The organism is Aeromicrobium sp. REDSEA-S38_B2 (assembly GCF_001628525.1).
Taxonomy (GTDB): domain Bacteria; phylum Actinomycetota; class Actinomycetes; order Propionibacteriales; family Nocardioidaceae; genus Aeromicrobium; species Aeromicrobium erythreum.
The window spans coordinates 83,620-100,585 of the sequence record NZ_LUNH01000097.1; the positions used below are offsets into that span (position 1 = coordinate 83,620).

Consider the following 16,966-nt stretch of genomic DNA (forward strand, 5'->3'; position numbering starts at 1 on the left):
GGCTCAGGCTCCAAGGATCGGCTGCAACAGCGAGGGTGTGGCGATGTCTGGATCGACCAGGAGGTCGAGTAGCATGCGTCGGTCGAGGAAGCGGTTGATCCGCTCGCAGCTGGTCTCGCTGACGAACAGACAGAAGTGGCATGCCGCGCCGTGGAGGAAATCCTCCTTGCCTCGGGGGCGTCGGTGGGAACAGACCGGGTCACTGGAGCACCGCCCTCCCCGCCGGACGGCATCGTGGACGAGGGGGCCGAGCCGCTCGGGCCTCGACAAGTCGACCAACCCGCCCAGTGTCCCTTCGCTGTCGGACGCGGTTGTGCTGATGAGCAGTCCCGCAGCAGCTGGCCGCTCGCCGTCCTCGCGCCATGCATAGATGCGCTCGGTGAGACTGGCCGATCCGTAGCCACTCGACATGGCCGCCTCGCGGATAAGCAGGTGGGACAGGGTGTGGAGGGCCCAGTACCGCGGCGCGGGGAATCGGCTGTCGGGATCGATGCTGTCTGCCGTCTTGCTGGTCCGTCGCTTGAAGTTGAGCTCGTGGGCGCGTCGGTAGGTTTCCCAGATGTCGAGGTCGAGAATTCGCTCTTCCCAGGCGACGACTGCTGCTTCGTCGAATTGCATGAAGAAGCCCTCTCCACGGTCCTCGGTTGCTGGGACCCATGTAGGTCGGCCGTCGCGGCCCAGGGGTGCGACGCGGCTCCTGCTGTCCTCGATGCGGTCGAGGGCGTCGATCCGAGTGAATCCGAGGAAGGCATTGACCTTCTTGAGCTTCTCGACCGCAACGACCTCCCGGACGACGGGCTTCAGGGAGGCGGGGACATTCCGGCGGACGGCGCGGAAGTCCGCAGCACCCGAGTGCTTCGTGTACTTCTCCTCATCGGTGAGTACCAGCCATTCCGGAATCAAGATGTCGGTCGGGTCAGTGCTCGCCGCGGCCGTCGGAGGCGGGGCACCAGCGCCCTTGAGCGCCTGAATCGCTTCCCACAGGACGTCGTCGGTGGCGTTCCCGAACAGGTCGCTCTGCGTGACGCTGCCAGCCCATCCGCGGAATCCAGCGAGCGCGTCCTTCCCGGTTGCCGCGGCGAGTACCTCTGGCGGCAGCGATTGGAGAATTGGGAGCAGATCGGCCACGGTGGCCACCTCCTCGCGAGGAAGCGCGAGAAGACCGACCGTGGAGGCGAACCACTGGTTGGCCGCACCAAGCATCATCAGCTTGCCCGGCTGGTCGCACTGGTAGAACGCGTCGAGATGTGGATGCCGGCCGCGACACCGAGGCAACTTGTCTGCTGCCTTGGGCCCAGTGGCCTCCAGCATCCCGCGCCGAGCATCGCAAGACAGACAGATGATCTGAACATCCGGGCCGAGGTTGCTCTTCCACTCCCGCATCCGGAGTTGCGGGACCTTGGCGTTCGGGCAGGAGCCACCACGGTGGACCCAGGCGGCGTACGGGAACTCGTCGAGGTGCCCGTTGATGCAAGCGATCAGGTAGCGCGCAGGCACTGCGGCCTGCTCACGTCCCTTCCTTGTCTTCGATTTGCTTGTGCCGGGGCTCCAGCCCTTGCAGTCCTTGTGGACGAACGTCGCCTGGTCGGGTCGGTACTTAAGAACGTTCTTGAACTCGAAGATCGGGTGGCTCACCGGCGCGAGCAGGTTGCACCCGGTGCAGCGAAGCCACTGCGGGAAGATGCGCGCCGGGATCCCGAGGTCGATCGCCTCGTCACCGAACCCGCCTGGCGCTTCGGGCGCCCAGGGCGCCTTGCGCAGCTGGGTGACCTGGTCGCCGAGGTATGCCTGGACCAGATCGAGGAGACGGGGCTCGACGATGACGTCCGCGCCGCCGGCTCGGCGGTCGTAATAGCGCCGCCAAGCGTCCAGGCCATGTGGCATCACGGACAGGTGGGGCAGATCGACAGTGGCTCCGACGCCCGAGGTGTAGAGCAGGGCAGACGGTCGGACGGAGCCGACCTTGCTTCGGTTCTTGGTGACCTTGGCCTCGACGTCGGCGATGGGATCAAGTTCGGCGAGACCGATCGTCACGGGCGCAAGACCCTGATCGGAGGCGTCGGCGTCAAGAGATGTCTCGCTCATGCGTCATCTCCCTTCGGGAAGTCCCAGTCTGGAGCTGTGGCCGGCTCTTTGAACGCGAGATTGGCTGGGGCGGGGCTGACCAAGAGGTTGAACTCCGGCTGCACCTCGCGCATGGAGTTGGCTACGACGAACACGCGATCGGCCGGTGTCGGCACGGTCGTCTCAGGGCTGATCAGAAGCGGCCACTCGACATGGCCCTTCCGCGGACGCTCGTAGACGAGCGCACCGCCGTACTCCTTGGCCTTGTCGTACCACCGGTCAACGCGTTGGAGCAGCTTCTGGCGCATCCGCTCGAGCGTCTGTGAATCAGGTGCCGCGGGCGCTGCGCGTGCGATCAACCTATCGATGAGCTTCTGGGCTGCGGGAAGCTTGCTGAGGACCTCACCGGCACCATCCGCCGGCGACAGTGACGCGGGCTGTCCTTCGTCCGCAACCCGTATCGCGCTGACCAGCATGCCCATCAATCCGCGCTCCATGGCGGTGTCCGAGAACGGCGTGACGCTCAAGGCTTCGACCTGGGCGTAGAACGTGTCGTGGTAGTGCCGGAACGACTCGAAGTGGGACATGTCGCGAGGGCGCGACCAGTTCGCCAACGACACCACGAGGCCAGGCTTGCGGGCATCGCGGCCGACGCGAGAGGACGCCTGGATGTATTCGGCGGTGTTCTTCGGTTGCCCCACGACCAGCATCAGGCCAAGCCGTGGAACGTCGACCCCGACCTGGAGCATCGATGTCGCGAGTACGACGTCGTAGGGGCGCGGCGGGGACTTCGGTGGTGCCTGCTTGGCCTCGATCGCTGCTTGGTATGCCTTGCCGTTGGCGGCCTTTCCGCGAGTGGTCCAGCGGTCGCCGAAGGGCACCGCGAGGTGGTCGAGCGTCTTGGCGATCTCCTCTGCCGAGATCCGTGCGGTGAGCTCACCGATCGACAGCCGGGTCCAGTCGGTCGTACGGCGAGGGAACGGTTCGGTGTTGCCGGCGACGCGGGTGGTGACGTCGTCATCGAGGTAGCGCCGCATACCTGCCAGCTCACGGGTCGCGGAGAAGTAGCCGACCGTCGTCATGTACGGGTCCGCCGCATCGCCGTGTTGATCGAGAAGCTTCTGGCCGGCGAGGAGAAGCACCTCGGACATACGGATCTCGGCCAGCGTCAGCCGGATGCCGTGGGCACACACGCCGAGGTACTTGCGCCCAGGATCCTCGTCCGACACCGCCTTCTCCTTGGAGAAGAATGTGTCGCGAACGTCGAGCACCTGTGGCGGGAACACCGCGACTCCCCGACCGTAGAGCGCGGTGACCTGGTTGAGGGCGTTGCGCACTGTCGCCGTGGATGCAACCACGAGGGGGCGAACGGTCGTGCCGTCCCGCTCGTAGGAGGAGAGGACGTCGACGGCGTTCTCGAAGACGCCGACGGCCGTGCCGAGCGCACCCGTGATGAGGTGCAGCTCGTCTTGGATGATCAGATCCGGCGGCCGCAGGCGGCCCACCTTCGCGACCTGGACAGGCGGGTAGGCCCTGCCGCCCTCGTCCTTGTGGTTGTGGGACTTGCCCGTGCAGCTTCCGCGTGAGTCCGGGTGCCGGTACCCGTGGCGAGGGCAGTATTCAGAGACGTAGCCGAAGAGGCTGGCTGCTTCACCCTCGCGGGCGAGCCGGGCGAACTTGTCCACGGTCGCGAGGAGGAACGAGGGCGGGTTTCGGTAGAGCTCGTCGTCGACTGTCGTGATCGGCAGAGGCCCGGCGTCACCGTCGAGCGAGAACGGGCAGTGACCCTTGCGGTCACCACAGCGAACCTCGATCCGCTCGGTGGCTCCGACGGTGCGCAGGTCGCGCTTCGGGTCGATCTTGGATCCGCACCATGGACAGCGCTGAAGTTGGAGCACCGTCAGCCCATGCGTCTTGCCGGTGTCCTGCCGAGCGGTCTCGACCTGCTGCTTCGCGTCGGTGTAGCGCTTGGGACTGACCGCTGAGCCCACCCACAAGCCGATGCTGAACGGGCGTTCCCCCCATGTGGCCGGATCGGCCTGACGCATCAGCTCCGCTGCGCAGACGAGCGCCGCCGCACGTTGGAACTGTTGGGAGGTGAGAAGCCGGAGCGTGTAGCGCATGAGGACCGCGACGCCGTCGCCACCATCCAGTGGTCCGTCGTCGGTCTCGACGACGCCCTGAAGGCGGCGGATCGCGAAGGCGAAGGCCGCAAGGCCGAGGTACGCCTCGGTCTTGCCGCCACCGGTTGGGAAGAACAACAGCTCCACGTTGGCGGCGGGACCGCTGCGGAAGCCATCGGTCGGATCGGTGAGCGCCGGCAATTGGAGCAGGATGAACGCGAGCTGGAACGGACGCCACGACGCTGCGGCGTCGCCAGCCTTCTCCACTTCGGCGACGGCGTCCTCGATCGTCAACGTCGCCCGCTCCGAGCGCTTGGCGGCGACCTGGTAACGCATCCGCTGGTCACGCATCGTGCGATTCATGAAGCGGAACGCCTCGAGCGCTTGAGAGTTCGTCTTGAGAAGCTCAAGCCCAGACTCGAGCCGGGTGACGACCAAACCCGCCTCCGCAATCGCTTCATCAGCGATCTCGGTCAGGTGGCTGGGCAAGTGCTCAGCGAGCGCAGACTGTTTGTCGAGCCATTCTCGGTAGCCGTCGATGAGCGGCATGAACGCCTCATCCACGCTGGCCAGATCAAGCTCCATGAGAACCCGCATAGCCGTCTCGGCCTTCCCGGCACTGCCCGCAACGGTCTGTGCAACGTCCGCTGTGGGCAGCCACGTCGTTTGGACAGACGTGGCACGGCGCAGGGACTCACCGTCGGCATCGAATCCTTCGGCCCAGTTCACCGATGCGGTGCGGCCGATCGCGAACTCCAGGCGATGCCGATACTGCAGGTCGAGCCGCTGACGCTCGGGGTCGACCTCGTCATAGCCGTCGGCAAGGACGTCCCGCGTCGGGAGGAACACCGCGTCGCCACTGTTGGCCTCGACCTTCAGCTTGGTTTGGAAGAGCCAGTCCCCCGGCGGCGCGTCCAGTGCCGTCACCCGGTCGTTCGAGAGCGCAAGCTCGACGATCGTGCGATCGGCGCGTGGGTAGAGCTCGACGCGAAGCGTGACATCTGAGTCGAGGGTCATCGGCGGGAGTACGACGTGCTCCGCGTGGTCGCGTACATCGATCTCAACGGTGCGCTCGAACGGGATCCGTCGGGAGAACTGAACCTTGCGACCATCCTCGTTCTCCTGACGGAACGACCCATACCGGCCCCACGACCCAGTCACACTGAGGACTCCGCATTCGCGTGGGACCTGGAATCGGAGCCCCATCGACGAGGGGTGCGTCAACGCGCCCTTCGCGCCCTCATCTCGCTCCTCGTCCTCTTCGGCCGGATCCTCATCCGTGGGAACCGGCACGCCCGACTGGCCGTTGGTGATCAGATCCAAGTCAGTAACGGCCAGCCCCGATTCGGCGGGATCCGCGCCTTCGTCACGACCGGCCGCAACCGCCAGCGTCGGGTCGATAGTGACCGGCGCGAGAGCACCGACCATGTACGCCGCACGCGGAGTCCCCTTGATCTCCTCCTCGGGGCCGTTCCGCGGACCAAGAAGCTCCTGTTCGATGAGCGCCACGAGGTCGGACCGCACTGTGGTGGATGCGCTGACGGTCATGCGAAAAGTGTGTCCTGTCCACTCGATGAACTGCGGCCGGGCACGTCTTGGCCCTCGGCGCGCGCGCGTTCATGGTTCAACCCGAGCAAGCGCCCAAGGATTTCCGCGCGTGAATCTGGAGAAACCGTCCAGCGCTGCAACTGACGGTACGTATGGAAGCCAGGATTCGGCGAGACATCGTCCCACCCGTAGGCCGCCAGCGTTGCCAGATCAAGCTGGACATGCATGTCACGAAGCAGATCGACATCCGCGTCGCCCTGGACCGATGGAGAATGGACTAGGTTGTAGAGAGCGGTGAGCGAAAGTTCGCGACGGATCATCATCTCGCGCCGGCGCTTTTCGAACTCCGCGCCGACGGCCATCAGCCGCTCAGTAGCACATGGCGCGGGAAATGTCTCGAATACATCGGACGGCACGTAGCGAATCCTTGTCTCCAAAGTCCCGCCGTAAGTGATCGCCCAGAGCTGATGGAGTGACGACGAGAGCGCAGCCTGGTCCGCGTAGCTGTCGGTTGCAAAAACGTTCAACGAGTCGCCGAAAACCACGTCTGCCGAGACTCGAACCGGCATTACGTTACTGCTCGTCCTGGCGATTACCAAGACTGTTTGCATGCCTGCAATGGCCTGCCTCAGCGCTGGTCGTTTGTCACCGAACTGCCACCATCGCTCACGGTGCGCTTTCCGGTTGACCTTGGCGCGCTCCGGCCTCACCAACTCCTCAACACGTGCGAACGGCACACCAAACGCCCGAGCTTGCTCTTCACTTCGGTCGTTGAAGTCGATCACCGCCCGAGAGGCGGACAAGTCGGGACGAGAGCTGATGTCGTCGCCCGTCAGGAAGGGCCGGACAACCGCAGCAACACCTGCGTCTTGGTCGGTCCATGCGCGTGCGGTTTCAAGGTCAACGATGAATCCCTTGCCGACGATCACGCAACCCTGATATGCGACACCAGTCTGCGCAACCAGTTTCCGCGGCATCGACTCCACCCCCGCTGAACCCTCAAGCAGGGCTGAGATGTGGGGCACCGCAACGCCATCGGCAACTCGCTCAGCGTGTGGCGACACATCGCCATAGGTACCCCAGATCGCCGCGTACTCCAGACTTGCACTTTCGGATGGCCACGGCTTGCTCTGCACTGCCCTGAAGATCTGGAACTCGCGCGCCACCAGTTGGTCAAGACCGACCTTCCGCGAGTCTCCCTGCGCTACTGAGTTAGTAGCGATGAGTCCGAGGACCCCGGCGGATGTGAGCAGTCCGGAAGCACGCAGAATGAAGTAGGAAACAAGATCCGCGTTGCCAGTGACACCACCGGCGAGCTGGTGCACGAACCATTCACGCATCGGAACGCCCATCGCCCCAGTGATCTTCTTGCCACCCAGGAATGGCGGGTTCCCGATAACAGCATCGAACCCCCCGTACTCGACCATTACGTCTGGCGCCTCCAGCACCCAATGGAGGGGCTCCCACCGCTCATAGTCAGTCTCCACGGCCGGCCTGAGCCCTGAAGATACTCGCTCTAGCAGTCTCGTTCGGTCACCAGAGGACCCGTCGGGAGGGAAAGCCTGCTGGAGGTTCCACGACAGTGTCGTGAACGAGTCGTCAAGCTGTCTTCCCAACTTTCCGCCAAGCGGCAAACCAGCGGCGACGATGCCGTCTGCAACTAGTCGCAGATCGGCCGTCAGCTGGTGAAACTGCCCCAGCAGCCGTGCTTTTGCACGAGACGAGCGCATCGGGTCCATCTGGTCGACCGGGCTGGCTAGGTCGTGCCGCACCTGGTTGGCCGTAGCGATCTTGGCATCAATGTCGACCAGGAGTTGCTGCTGCATCGTCGACGGTGTTGGGGCGACGTGGAGGTAGCGCAGCTGGTCGAGAGAGGTCAGGCCAAGCAGTGAGTTGCCGCAGAAGATCTTGTCGTCCACGAAGGAGAAGGGCTTGGTCTTGTCCATGGAGATCAACCACAGCGAGAGTTTGCACATCTCGACCGCCATCGGGTTGATGTCGGCGCCGTAGAGACAGCGGGCGATCACCTCTCTCATCGCGCGGCGGCCGAGTTCCTCTGCGTCTGCCGAAGCAGCCTCGTCGAGCATGCCTTCAGCGATCCACGCCTCGATGAGACGTTCCGAGAGGTATCGCGCCGCGGCTACCAAGAATGCGCCGGAGCCAGCGGCGATGTCGGCGACCTTGAGGTCGAGGATCGCCGACGACGTCTTAAGTCGCCATTTGGCCTCGTCGTTGGTCTGCAACGGTCCCGGCTCGTAGACGAGGGGCCGCAGCGCATGGAGGACGACCTCTTCCGCCAGCGAGCGCGGCGTGTAGTGCGCTCCTGCGTTCTTCCTTGACGGCGTCTCGATCACGACGAGGCCGCCGCGCGGGAAGACGAGTGGGATGTTGCGCAGGTCGCGGCGGATCAGGTTGCCCCAGCTCACCAAGGTGTCCAGCAGATCGGTGTCCCCGTCGGCCACTGGCGTCAGTAGCCGCACTAGCTCAGCGCGCTCCTCGCCGGTCGGCTCCTTCTCGACGAGCTTGGCCAACGCTGTGGCGGTCTTGCCGGTTGCGGCTGGCTGCTGCTCCTTGACCCAGGCAGCCAAGGCAGTGGCGAGCTTCTTGGAGTCACCATCGTGCTCGTCGTAGAGGTCGTTGATGGTGCTGAGCGGAATCTCCGGCTCTGCACCGTCCTTGCCGACGAGACCGAGGATGATGTCGTCAGTCACCTCGGCACAGGAGTACCCGAGGAGGCCCTCGTAGATGTAACCGATCTGCTCGACGTCGATCTCGCGGAAGGAGATCCGGCGTCGTTCGCCCTTGGCGATGACGGTCTGGACGGACTTGAGCACGTGCAGCATGACGCGGTCGGAGACCTTGAGGCGGAGCCCGTGGGCGTCAGTGGCGTGCAGCCATGGGAAGCGCTCCGGGTCCAGGAGCGAGCCACCGTAGGCGGGCATGCGCATCTCGTCGTAGTTGACTCCCCCGTGCAGCGCTTGGCTGACGGCAAGGAGTCGGTGCCACGCATCGAAGGTCTCGTCGAGGTGCTCCTCTCCGCCTGCGGCCTGGGCACAGAGGTCGTCGAGGAGGTCTCTGATGGCGTAGGAGTCCCAATAGAGCTGCTCGGTTGGGAGCATGTCGCGTTCCTCGGCGAAGAGTAGGAACACGATGCGCATCATCACCGTGACGGCGGCTTGATAGATGTCGTCGGGCTTCTCGGTGAGCGGATCAGGGTCACCGGCCTTAGCTGCCTTGAGCCGAGCCTCGGAGAAAGCCTGGACCAACAGTTCTACGGAGCGGCGGACCTGGGTGCCCAGAGCCTCGGTGATCTCCTCCGCCTCAAGCTCACTCCGCTCGAAGAGTCGGGTCAGGCGCTGTTCGGCGTCGGTGGCGCGAAAGCGCCGCTGGTTGATCAAGGTGAAGAAGGCGTCGCGCAGCAAGGGCTCCTCGGCCCATGTCATCGCGTTCACCATGCCCGAACCGGTCGGCTTGCCTTCCTTCGCCCAGACCAACGCCCACCACTGGCCATCGGTGACGATGCCGACCTCGACCTCTGCCTTTCGCAGCAAGATCGCGAGACGGTCGATGTCGTTGGCTGCCCATCCGTCGAGGCCGGCGTCGCGCAGCCCGGACGTCGGCTCGCAGATCAGGAGTAGTGCCGCGGGGTTGCCGTCCCGGCCCTCAAGCGCGCCAGTCGCTGTTACTGTGATCTGCTCGCCAGGTGATCGAACCGTCACGTCCGATTCCGTGCGCAACTCGTCCCACTCGGCGATGTCGTCGAGCACCACGTCGATCCAGGCGCGGCGAACCGAGTCGTAGGTGCTCTTCGACTCCGGAGTCTTGGGTTGCTCGACGTACCGATCGAAGGACCGCTGCCACTGAGCGTAGGCCTGCTTGAACGTGACCAGGCGGTCGTCGGTGTCTCCAAGGCGATCCACCCCGTTCGGCCACATGTCCTTGAGCACGGGGTAGGCGAGGAACGGCCCGTCGACGTCGACCTGGGCGAGCCAGTCGCTGTGGACGTCGGAGCTCTTGCTCGTGCGCTGCCTCATCGAATCGCCAATCCGTTCTCCAAGTCGCGCGCGGCGAGGGCGAAGATCACTGCTGCGGGGAACTCCCAGGTGCGGATGTCGTCGTAGCGGGCCTCGACGGCAGCGAGTTCGCGCTCCCGTTCCTCGTCCAGCGCGTCGATGCGCCGCCGGATCTCTCGAAGGTCGCGTTCACTCTGGCGACGCTCGTCGTCGAAGAGGCCGAGCTGGGGATCGCCTTCGAGCGCTTCCGCCTCCCGGAGCGCGTCACGCAGGGTCTGCTCGAACCGGTCGAAAATCTCGTTCACGCGGGACCGGTCTGTTGCCTTGCGTTCGGCGAGGTGGCCTTCGACCTCCCTCCGGCGCCGCTGGGCGCGGTCCTCGACCGCCTGCTGGACGCGGGCACGGAGTCCTTGGTCTCCAGCGGTGTTCCAGGCGGCCGCGATCTGCGCCGCGATATGCGCCGGAACAGTCTCGAGATCTGCGTGGTCGAGTGCCGACTCCAAGAGCTCCTCCGCACGCTGTTCGCCCACCGCTTGTCGGCGGGCGAGCCGCGTGCCTGCTAGGAACACCTCCTCATGCAGACGCAGGCCGGCGCGACCGACCAGAACGAGTCGGGTGACCGCGACGGCGTACGACTCCTCGAGCCCCGGGACGACCGTCGCGGTAACCCGCTCCAATGAGCGGTCACCGCCCCACAGCGCTGAGCGGAGCCGTCGAGTGGCGCGCTGGAGGAGCGGCGATCCGAGGTGCATGTAGACAACGTTCGCGTCCTGGGTCAGCACTTTGGGATCGAACGCGATCGGCCGGGGCTTATTCTGATCGAGCCGTGCGTAGAGGCCTCGCGTGACCTGCTCCCAGGAGTTGTCGAGGTTCGGCAGCTGGAACACGGGCACGTCGGTGTCTTCAGAACCGACCAGTTTGAGCGGCGGGAGGTGGTTGAGCTCGAACGCAGTCTCGACGACGCGCTGGAGGTTCTCGGGGCGCAGGTGAAGCCGCTCACGACTCTCGGCGAGGTTCTGCTCCAGGCGGGCCAACTCGGCGTTGAGCACCTTCTCGCCGCTCATCATGCCGGCGATCGGGTCCTTCTCCGCCTGGGCTCGACGGCTCTTGATCACATGGCCGCCGAACTGCCGCTGCAGATCGGGGGCGATGATCTCATTCGCCGAGCCCAGGTCTCGCATGATCTGGTCGATCTTGAGCGCGACTCGCGCGAGCAGATCGACGTCCTTGCTGAGGGCCGTGTCGCCTCCGATGACCGGCGCGAAGTGGCGAATGTCAGGGGCTTTGGTCTGCCCATACCGGTCTACGCGGCCGATCCGCTGCTCGAGGCGGTTCGGGTTGAAGGGGATGTCGAAGTTGACAAGTCGGTGGCAGTGGTTCTGGAGGTCGATCCCCTCTCCTGCTGCATCGGTCGCCAAGAGGATCCGGACGGGGGTCTTGGTCGGGCTCTCGTTGAATCGAGCGCGGATGAGTTCACGGGTCTCAGCATCTGTGCTGCCTTCGATGATCTCGATGCGCTCGTCTTCGAAACCATGTTGGCGGAGGATGTCACGGATCCAGCGGAGAGTGTCGACGTACTCGGTGAAGACCACCAGGCGCTCGTTGTTCCAGTCGCCGTGCGAACGAAGGGTGCCCTCGATGTAGGTGAGCAGTGCTTTGAGACGGGAGTCGGGTCGGCCTTCGAAGCGGTGACCCCAGTCGCTGAACCAGTCGAGGTCCTCGATGTCAGCGTCCGTGAGCGGCGGCAGCGAGTTCTTTGCTTCGCGGAGGGCGTCCAGCTCAGGCTGGTCGGACTTGCCCTCCTCGAGCTCGTCGGTGTCCGGGCCGAAGATCTCCTCGTAGTCGAGATCGAAGTCGACGTCCAGCCCTCTGGTCCGGGTGTCGCGGTAGACATCGACAGTGCGGGCGAACGCCACCGGTGAGGAGAAGAAGCGCTTCTTCAGCAGCAGCGTCGCCATGTCGCGGGCCGACCTGTTCCCGCCGCCTGCCGCGACCGACTTGTCCCGACGCTGGGTGAAGGCGAGCAGTCGGTCGTATGCCGTCGACTCATCAGCGGCCGAAGTGTAGGGCAGCTGCCTGACCTTGCGATCGACAAAGCCCTTCGCCATTTTGAGGTCTCGTTTGAGGCGGCGGACAGCGACCTCCTCAAGGGCAGCCGGGTCGATCTTGTTGCCACGGACGAAACGCTGCGGATCGATCATCTCGAGCAGAGCCGTGAAGGACTCCGTGTATCCGTTGTGCGGGGTGGCGCTGAGGAAGAGTCGGTGTTCTGAGCGCTCTGCGATCTCGCGGACGGCGCGGGTGCGCTGCGAATCGACCGCGTAGCCGCGACGCTCCTGCCCTACCTTGTCTGCGCGCACGGGACTGCTCGGGGCAACGTGGTGTGCCTCATCGACGACGAGGATGTCGAAGGCGAACCGATGGGTGCTGCCGGCGAACGCATCCCGCAACTGGCGCTGGGCACGCTGTCCCGGCAACCAGGCCATCGAGACGATGATCCGTGGGAAGAGAGTGAACGGGTTCGCGTGCACGCCGTGGGATCGGCGTACTGCCTTCATCGTGTCCGAGTTGACGACGGTGAAGTCGAGCCCGAACTTCTCCTGCATCTCGTCCTGCCATTTGAAGACCAAGCCGGCAGGACACACCACGATCACCGTGCGCGCGCGGTGCCGCAGGAGGAGCTCTTGGATCACCAGGCCTGCCTCGATGGTCTTGCCCAGACCTACGTCGTCGGCCAGCAAGAGATTCGCACGCGGGCTGGCCAAAGCTCGCTTGAGCGGCGTGAGCTGGTAGGGCTCGACGTTGGCTCCGCTGCGGAACGGGGCTTGGACGGTGCCGTCGTCGGCACTCGTGATCGCACCCCACCGCAGAGCGTCGATGAAGGCTGCGAGGCGGTTCGGGTCGTCGAACTTGCCGGCGTCGATCTTCTCGGGGAGCCCTCTGTGCGCGAGCGCACTTCTGCCCTGCTCCAGCTCCCACACGACTCGCAGTTCGTGTCCGAGGCGGTCCTCCTGCACGGATTGGAGGGTCACGGCGTGCTGGAGTTGCGCGGCGGCATCGTCGGCGGTGCTCCGTCCCAGGCCCTGCTGCTGCACGTCGACGACCGCCCAGTTGGACCCGCGCACTGTGACGATCTGACCGATGTCCGGCACATCGGTGCCAGGGGTCCGGACTGCTGTCTCTGCCGTGTCGATTCCCCCGCTCACGTGCACGACCCTAGACGGAGGAAGGGCCACTCCAGTGGTATTTTCGCCGGCGAGCATGGCTCGATCGAGTCATTCTGAACTTCCGGGTGTGCAAGATGTCGTCACGCCCAAGAGCCGAGCCACGTGAAACCGAAGAATGTCGGCACGACGCGGGTTATCGTTCCGTCCTGCTGCGACCGCGACACGGTTCCAGCCGCAACAAGGGTAGAAGCGAAGGCGAGGTACGGATCGTGGTCTCGGTGATCTACCTGCACGGCGTGGGTGAACGGAACCTCAGAAGCGACTTCCACGAGGATCTGTCGGCGGCACTGGGTCCGAATCTGCCTGTGTCACGAGTGCTCACACCGTCATACGTCGACCTGCTGCGCACGACCCCGGCTGACGTCCGCCCGATCAAGCACAAGACAAGGCACGATCCCGAGAACGCTGCGGTCCATCGCACCGCCTACTTCCGGGAGATCGCTCGGCTGGAGCGCCTTCTGCCGTCACTGCCGCGCCAGGTCCTGCGCTTCCCGCTCGGGGGCGACATCGGCATCAACGCCGTGGCGGATGCCAAGCACTACCTGAAGTCGGAGCCCTCCCGCATCGCGATCCGCAATCGACTCATCACCGTCCTGAAGGACGAGCACGAGGTCGTCATCGTCGCTCACAGCCTCGGATCGGTGATCGCCATCGATCTGATGAACCACCTTCCCGACAGGATCCACGTCTCGCGCCTGCTGACGTTGGGAAGCCCCCTCGGACTCCCCAAGTTCCGCGCACTCGACGGCGCACAGCTGCTGGGCGAGAAGTTCCCATTCGGTCGCGTCGGCGCCTGGGTCAACATGATCGGCTCGACCGACCTCGTCGGGGTGGGTGGTCTGAGCGGCGCTGCCCACCCTGAGGCGCTCGACCTCGTCGTCAAGCTTCCAACGGCCACCCACGGTGTGCACCAGTACCTGCGGAACGACGTGGTCCGCGCGGCGCTCTCGGACTCGCTGGAGAAGCCCGATACCGGTCCCCTGTCGAGTGGCTCCGCGATCGATACCCGCCCCAACGCTGCAGAGCTCCAGGTGCTGTTCGCCCTGAGGTTCAGCTCCATGACGGGGGACGAGCTCAAGGGATCTGTCCGTCCCCGATACCAAGCTGCTCGAATCGACGTCGAGAGCCAGGTGCGGGAGATGCTCATCGCCAAACGGCGAAGCCACCACAAGTCGATCCCGGCAGCGCTGATCGACACGCGTTCGGATGTCTGGCGCACGGCGTTCTTCGGCGCAAACGGTGACGCCGAATCGGTCCGTTCCGAGCAACTCTCCGCCGTCGTCACCTGCGCCACCTCGAATCTCATCGCGCCGTACGAGATCGACACCGAGGATGCCTCTCTGAGGACGGTGCCGCGGATCTGGTCCGAGCTCGGACGGTCCACTTCGCACGGCAGGCACATCGCGGAGTCCATCCGGTCGGCTCGGTCCGCGGTCGCGCCCTCAGAGACCTGGAAGCGAGTCGGCCTGATCGGTGCCGGCATCGCCGTCATGGCGATACCCGGCGTGGGCATCGCGCTCGGTGGTGGCGCGCTCGCAGGTGCGGCCGCTCTCACGACAGCGCTTGCCGCTTTCGGGCCGGGCGGGATGGTCGGAGGGCTCGTGCTGTCTGGAACGCTGGTCTCGGCGGGAGGTATGGCGGCTGCTGCCGGGGTGCTTGCACGGGAGTCGTCTCTCGCGGAATTCCAAACAGAAGTCATCAGGCAGCTGGCCCTGGCTCGAGCCAAGCGGGAGATCGGTCTGCGCGACGACTCGGGGAGACTCGTCGATCTGCGCCACTGGCAGGCCCTCGCGACGATGCATGGCGAAGTGGAGCGGGAGAAGGCCCGTCATCGCGGAGTGACGGACAAGGACGCCGCACTTGTGAAGGAACTCCACGCAAAGTCCAAGGCGCTCTCTGCAGGCCTTCGGTGGTTGTCGAAGGAGGGCCTTGCGCCAGAGGGGCTCGAGCCGTGACATCTACAGAAGGGCGGGTTCGGACTCGTCCACCGCTTCGTAAGTCGCGTCGACACCGTCGAACCCCGGCAGCAGAGCCGCGTCCTGGAGCGTCGAGTCCCTGAGGGCGGCGACCGACCTCTGCCGTGGCGTGGGGAGCGCCTCCCCTCTGCAAGTTGTCGCCAGCTCCACCCCAGAGCGTCGAACAATGGAACATCGCTGGCGCGCTAGTGGCGGTCGACGCGGACCAAACGTGCCTCGTCAATCGCTCCGGCGCTTTCGGCGGTCAGGCGCTGCCTCTCGCTGCATCGGGAGTCGGGATCAGGCCGCGTGATCATCAGCGCAGTCGCCACTCGCTAGCTAGCAGATCAACGAGGTTCCTCTGGCGTTTCTCAACGATGTCGGGAGTCCACATGGGAGCGCTCACGACTTGCGTCGTCAGCGCAAAGACAGCCGAACCGTCGTTCATGGTGAAGTACTTGGATTTCTTGACGTCGAAGTCGTAGTTGTTCGCCTGACTGTTCTTGCGATGGTTCAACAGCACGAGATTGCCCAGGCGGTGCGTGTGCTTCTTGCGCTCTTCTTCCGTGAAGTCCTGCATCCATCGGCTGGCCGCGTCCGGCGTTTGCGGTAGCACGTGCTCGATCGAGATGATTCGGTGGTTGTAGGTCACCCCCGGGTCTCGCGCCACCAGCTCGTCGAGACGCAGCAGGACGTAACGGGATCGTCGTGGCTGCATCTGGTAGATCTCACCGTTCAAAGCTTCCAGCGATTGCCGCTTCTCCTCGGGAGTCAGCTCGAAGGCCTTGGCCGACAAGCCGTCGCCACGCTTGAGCTGCTTGAGGAGCTCGAGATATCGACCGATGCGGGGAGTCGCGTAAGCCTCGCGAAGGAGGATGCTGGCTGCAAGACGTTCCAGAAGCTCGAGGAAGGCCGTCAGGAAGGCCGCATCGTCGGCGTGATGCACCAGGCCCCACAACGCGCACGGCCGCCAGTCCTTGTTGTCGATCATCGCGAGACGCTTCAGCCACCGGTTCACCGGGATCCACTCGTCGCCCGGGCCGAAGTCCCGCTCCATCGTGTGCTCGAAGGCTCGCGCGTACGGGAGGAGCAAGTCGTCGACGAAGTCCTTCTCTCGGGCAGAGTTCTTGTACGAGTCCAGGACCTGTTTCGGAAACTCCTCGAGCAGCTCGCGCTTCGCACGTTCCTCCGACTCGATCGTCCGGATGTCGCGGAAGAGCTCGGTGAAGTTCCCGCTACCCAGCGCTTCCTCCGATTCTTCCCACCTCGCCGAGTACCCGGACCGGTCCGCGGGCGACAGCCCGCCGATGATCGTCGACTTGAAGATGTCCGCCGGCGTCAGGTCCAGGCCTCGTGCGTTCATTACGCTGAAGATGCGGTAGGCACTGTCCAGGGTGGGCGTGATGACGACAACCAGATATGTACGCGAGCTCATCAACGTCGCAAGAGATTTGCGCTTCTCGGGCGACCAGTCGAGCAGCCGGGACCGGAGCGCCCTCGCATTGTCCCGGATGGCGCGCTGCGACTCGCTCTCCGCGGCGTTGTCGCTGAGACCGATCAGCAGCTCAATCTGGTCCGACGACTGCACGTACTGGCGAAAGAAGACAGCGTCCTGCTCTCTCAGTCTCAGTCGGGGGCTGGGCTCGATGTCGTCGAGCTCGCTGCCCGGTTCGAGGACCCGGTCTGCCAAATCGTCCTTCAACCTCCCGGTAGCGAGATCGCGCAGCACCGCGAAGAGGATGGTCGTGGTCGTCAGGCGCTGCTGCCCGTCGATGACGTCGTACTTCGCGCCCTCCCGACGTACGAGTACCAGCGAGCCGAGGAAGTACGGGTCATCGCCGTCTCCACGCTCGAGGCACTCCTGGAGGTCCTCGAGAAGCTGAAGCGCCTGCTCCTTGCCCCACCGATACGGCCGCTGATAGTCCGGGATCTCGAACTCGAAGTCGCTCGAAAAGATCCTTCGGAACGGTTGCTCGTGCGCCTCGATCTTGTCCTGCATCTGCGACTCCCCCGCGCCTTCCGGTAGCTCGATGGTT

The 16,966-nt window shown here is 64.8% G+C and carries 6 protein-coding genes; 1 reads left to right on the forward strand and 5 read right to left on the reverse strand.

All coding sequences use genetic code 11. The features are described 5' to 3' along the window. Window positions 1–3: 3 nt before the first annotated feature. The 4 genes from drmB to drmD are packed head-to-tail and all read right to left on the reverse strand — an operon-like array spanning window position 4 to window position 12,954. Complete coding sequence (gene drmB, locus A6Q81_RS16205; protein ID WP_286691101.1) at window positions 4–2,085, reverse strand: MrfA Zn-binding domain-containing protein; 2,082 nt, start codon at window positions 2,083–2,085, stop codon at window positions 4–6. Further along, complete coding sequence (gene drmA / locus A6Q81_RS16210; RefSeq protein WP_286691102.1) at window positions 2,082–5,735, reverse strand: DISARM system helicase DrmA; 3,654 nt, start codon at window positions 5,733–5,735, stop codon at window positions 2,082–2,084. Before drmA ends, drmB begins: the two co-directional genes overlap by 4 nt. Continuing rightward, window positions 5,732–9,769, reverse strand: a complete 4,038-nt coding sequence (locus A6Q81_RS16215; RefSeq protein WP_286691103.1) for an Eco57I restriction-modification methylase domain-containing protein — start codon at window positions 9,767–9,769, stop codon at window positions 5,732–5,734. Before A6Q81_RS16215 ends, drmA begins: the two co-directional genes overlap by 4 nt. After that, the gene (gene drmD, locus A6Q81_RS16220) at window positions 9,766–12,954 is read right to left on the reverse strand and encodes a DISARM system SNF2-like helicase DrmD (protein ID WP_286691104.1); all 3,189 of its coding nucleotides are present in this window, start codon (window positions 12,952–12,954) and stop codon (window positions 9,766–9,768) included. The genes A6Q81_RS16215 and drmD overlap by 4 nt, the downstream gene beginning before the upstream one ends. A gap of 230 nt (window positions 12,955–13,184) precedes the next feature. On the opposite strand from drmD, the gene A6Q81_RS16225 reads away from it, so the two are divergent. Then, complete coding sequence (locus A6Q81_RS16225; RefSeq protein ID WP_286691105.1) at window positions 13,185–14,930, forward strand: hypothetical protein; 1,746 nt, start codon at window positions 13,185–13,187, stop codon at window positions 14,928–14,930. Window positions 14,931–15,246: 316 nt separating this feature from the next. Here the strand turns inward: A6Q81_RS16225 and A6Q81_RS16230 are convergent, their stop codons facing one another. Further along, the gene (locus tag A6Q81_RS16230; protein WP_286691106.1) at window positions 15,247–16,929 is read right to left on the reverse strand and encodes a DUF262 domain-containing protein; all 1,683 of its coding nucleotides are present in this window, start codon (window positions 16,927–16,929) and stop codon (window positions 15,247–15,249) included. Window positions 16,930–16,966: the final 37 nt, after the last annotated feature.

What these genes read in the sequence shown, in the direction of transcription:
- A6Q81_RS16215 (WP_286691103.1), bottom strand. Translation starts at nt 9,769, where the DNA reads ATGAGGCAGCGCACGAGCAAGAGCTCCGACGTCCACAGCGACTGGCTC.
- drmA (WP_286691102.1), bottom strand. Translation starts at nt 5,735, where the DNA reads ATGACCGTCAGCGCATCCACCACAGTGCGGTCCGACCTCGTGGCGCTC.
- A6Q81_RS16230 (WP_286691106.1), bottom strand. Translation starts at nt 16,929, where the DNA reads ATGCAGGACAAGATCGAGGCGCACGAGCAACCGTTCCGAAGGATCTTT.
- drmB (WP_286691101.1), bottom strand. Translation starts at nt 2,085, where the DNA reads ATGAGCGAGACATCTCTTGACGCCGACGCCTCCGATCAGGGTCTTGCG.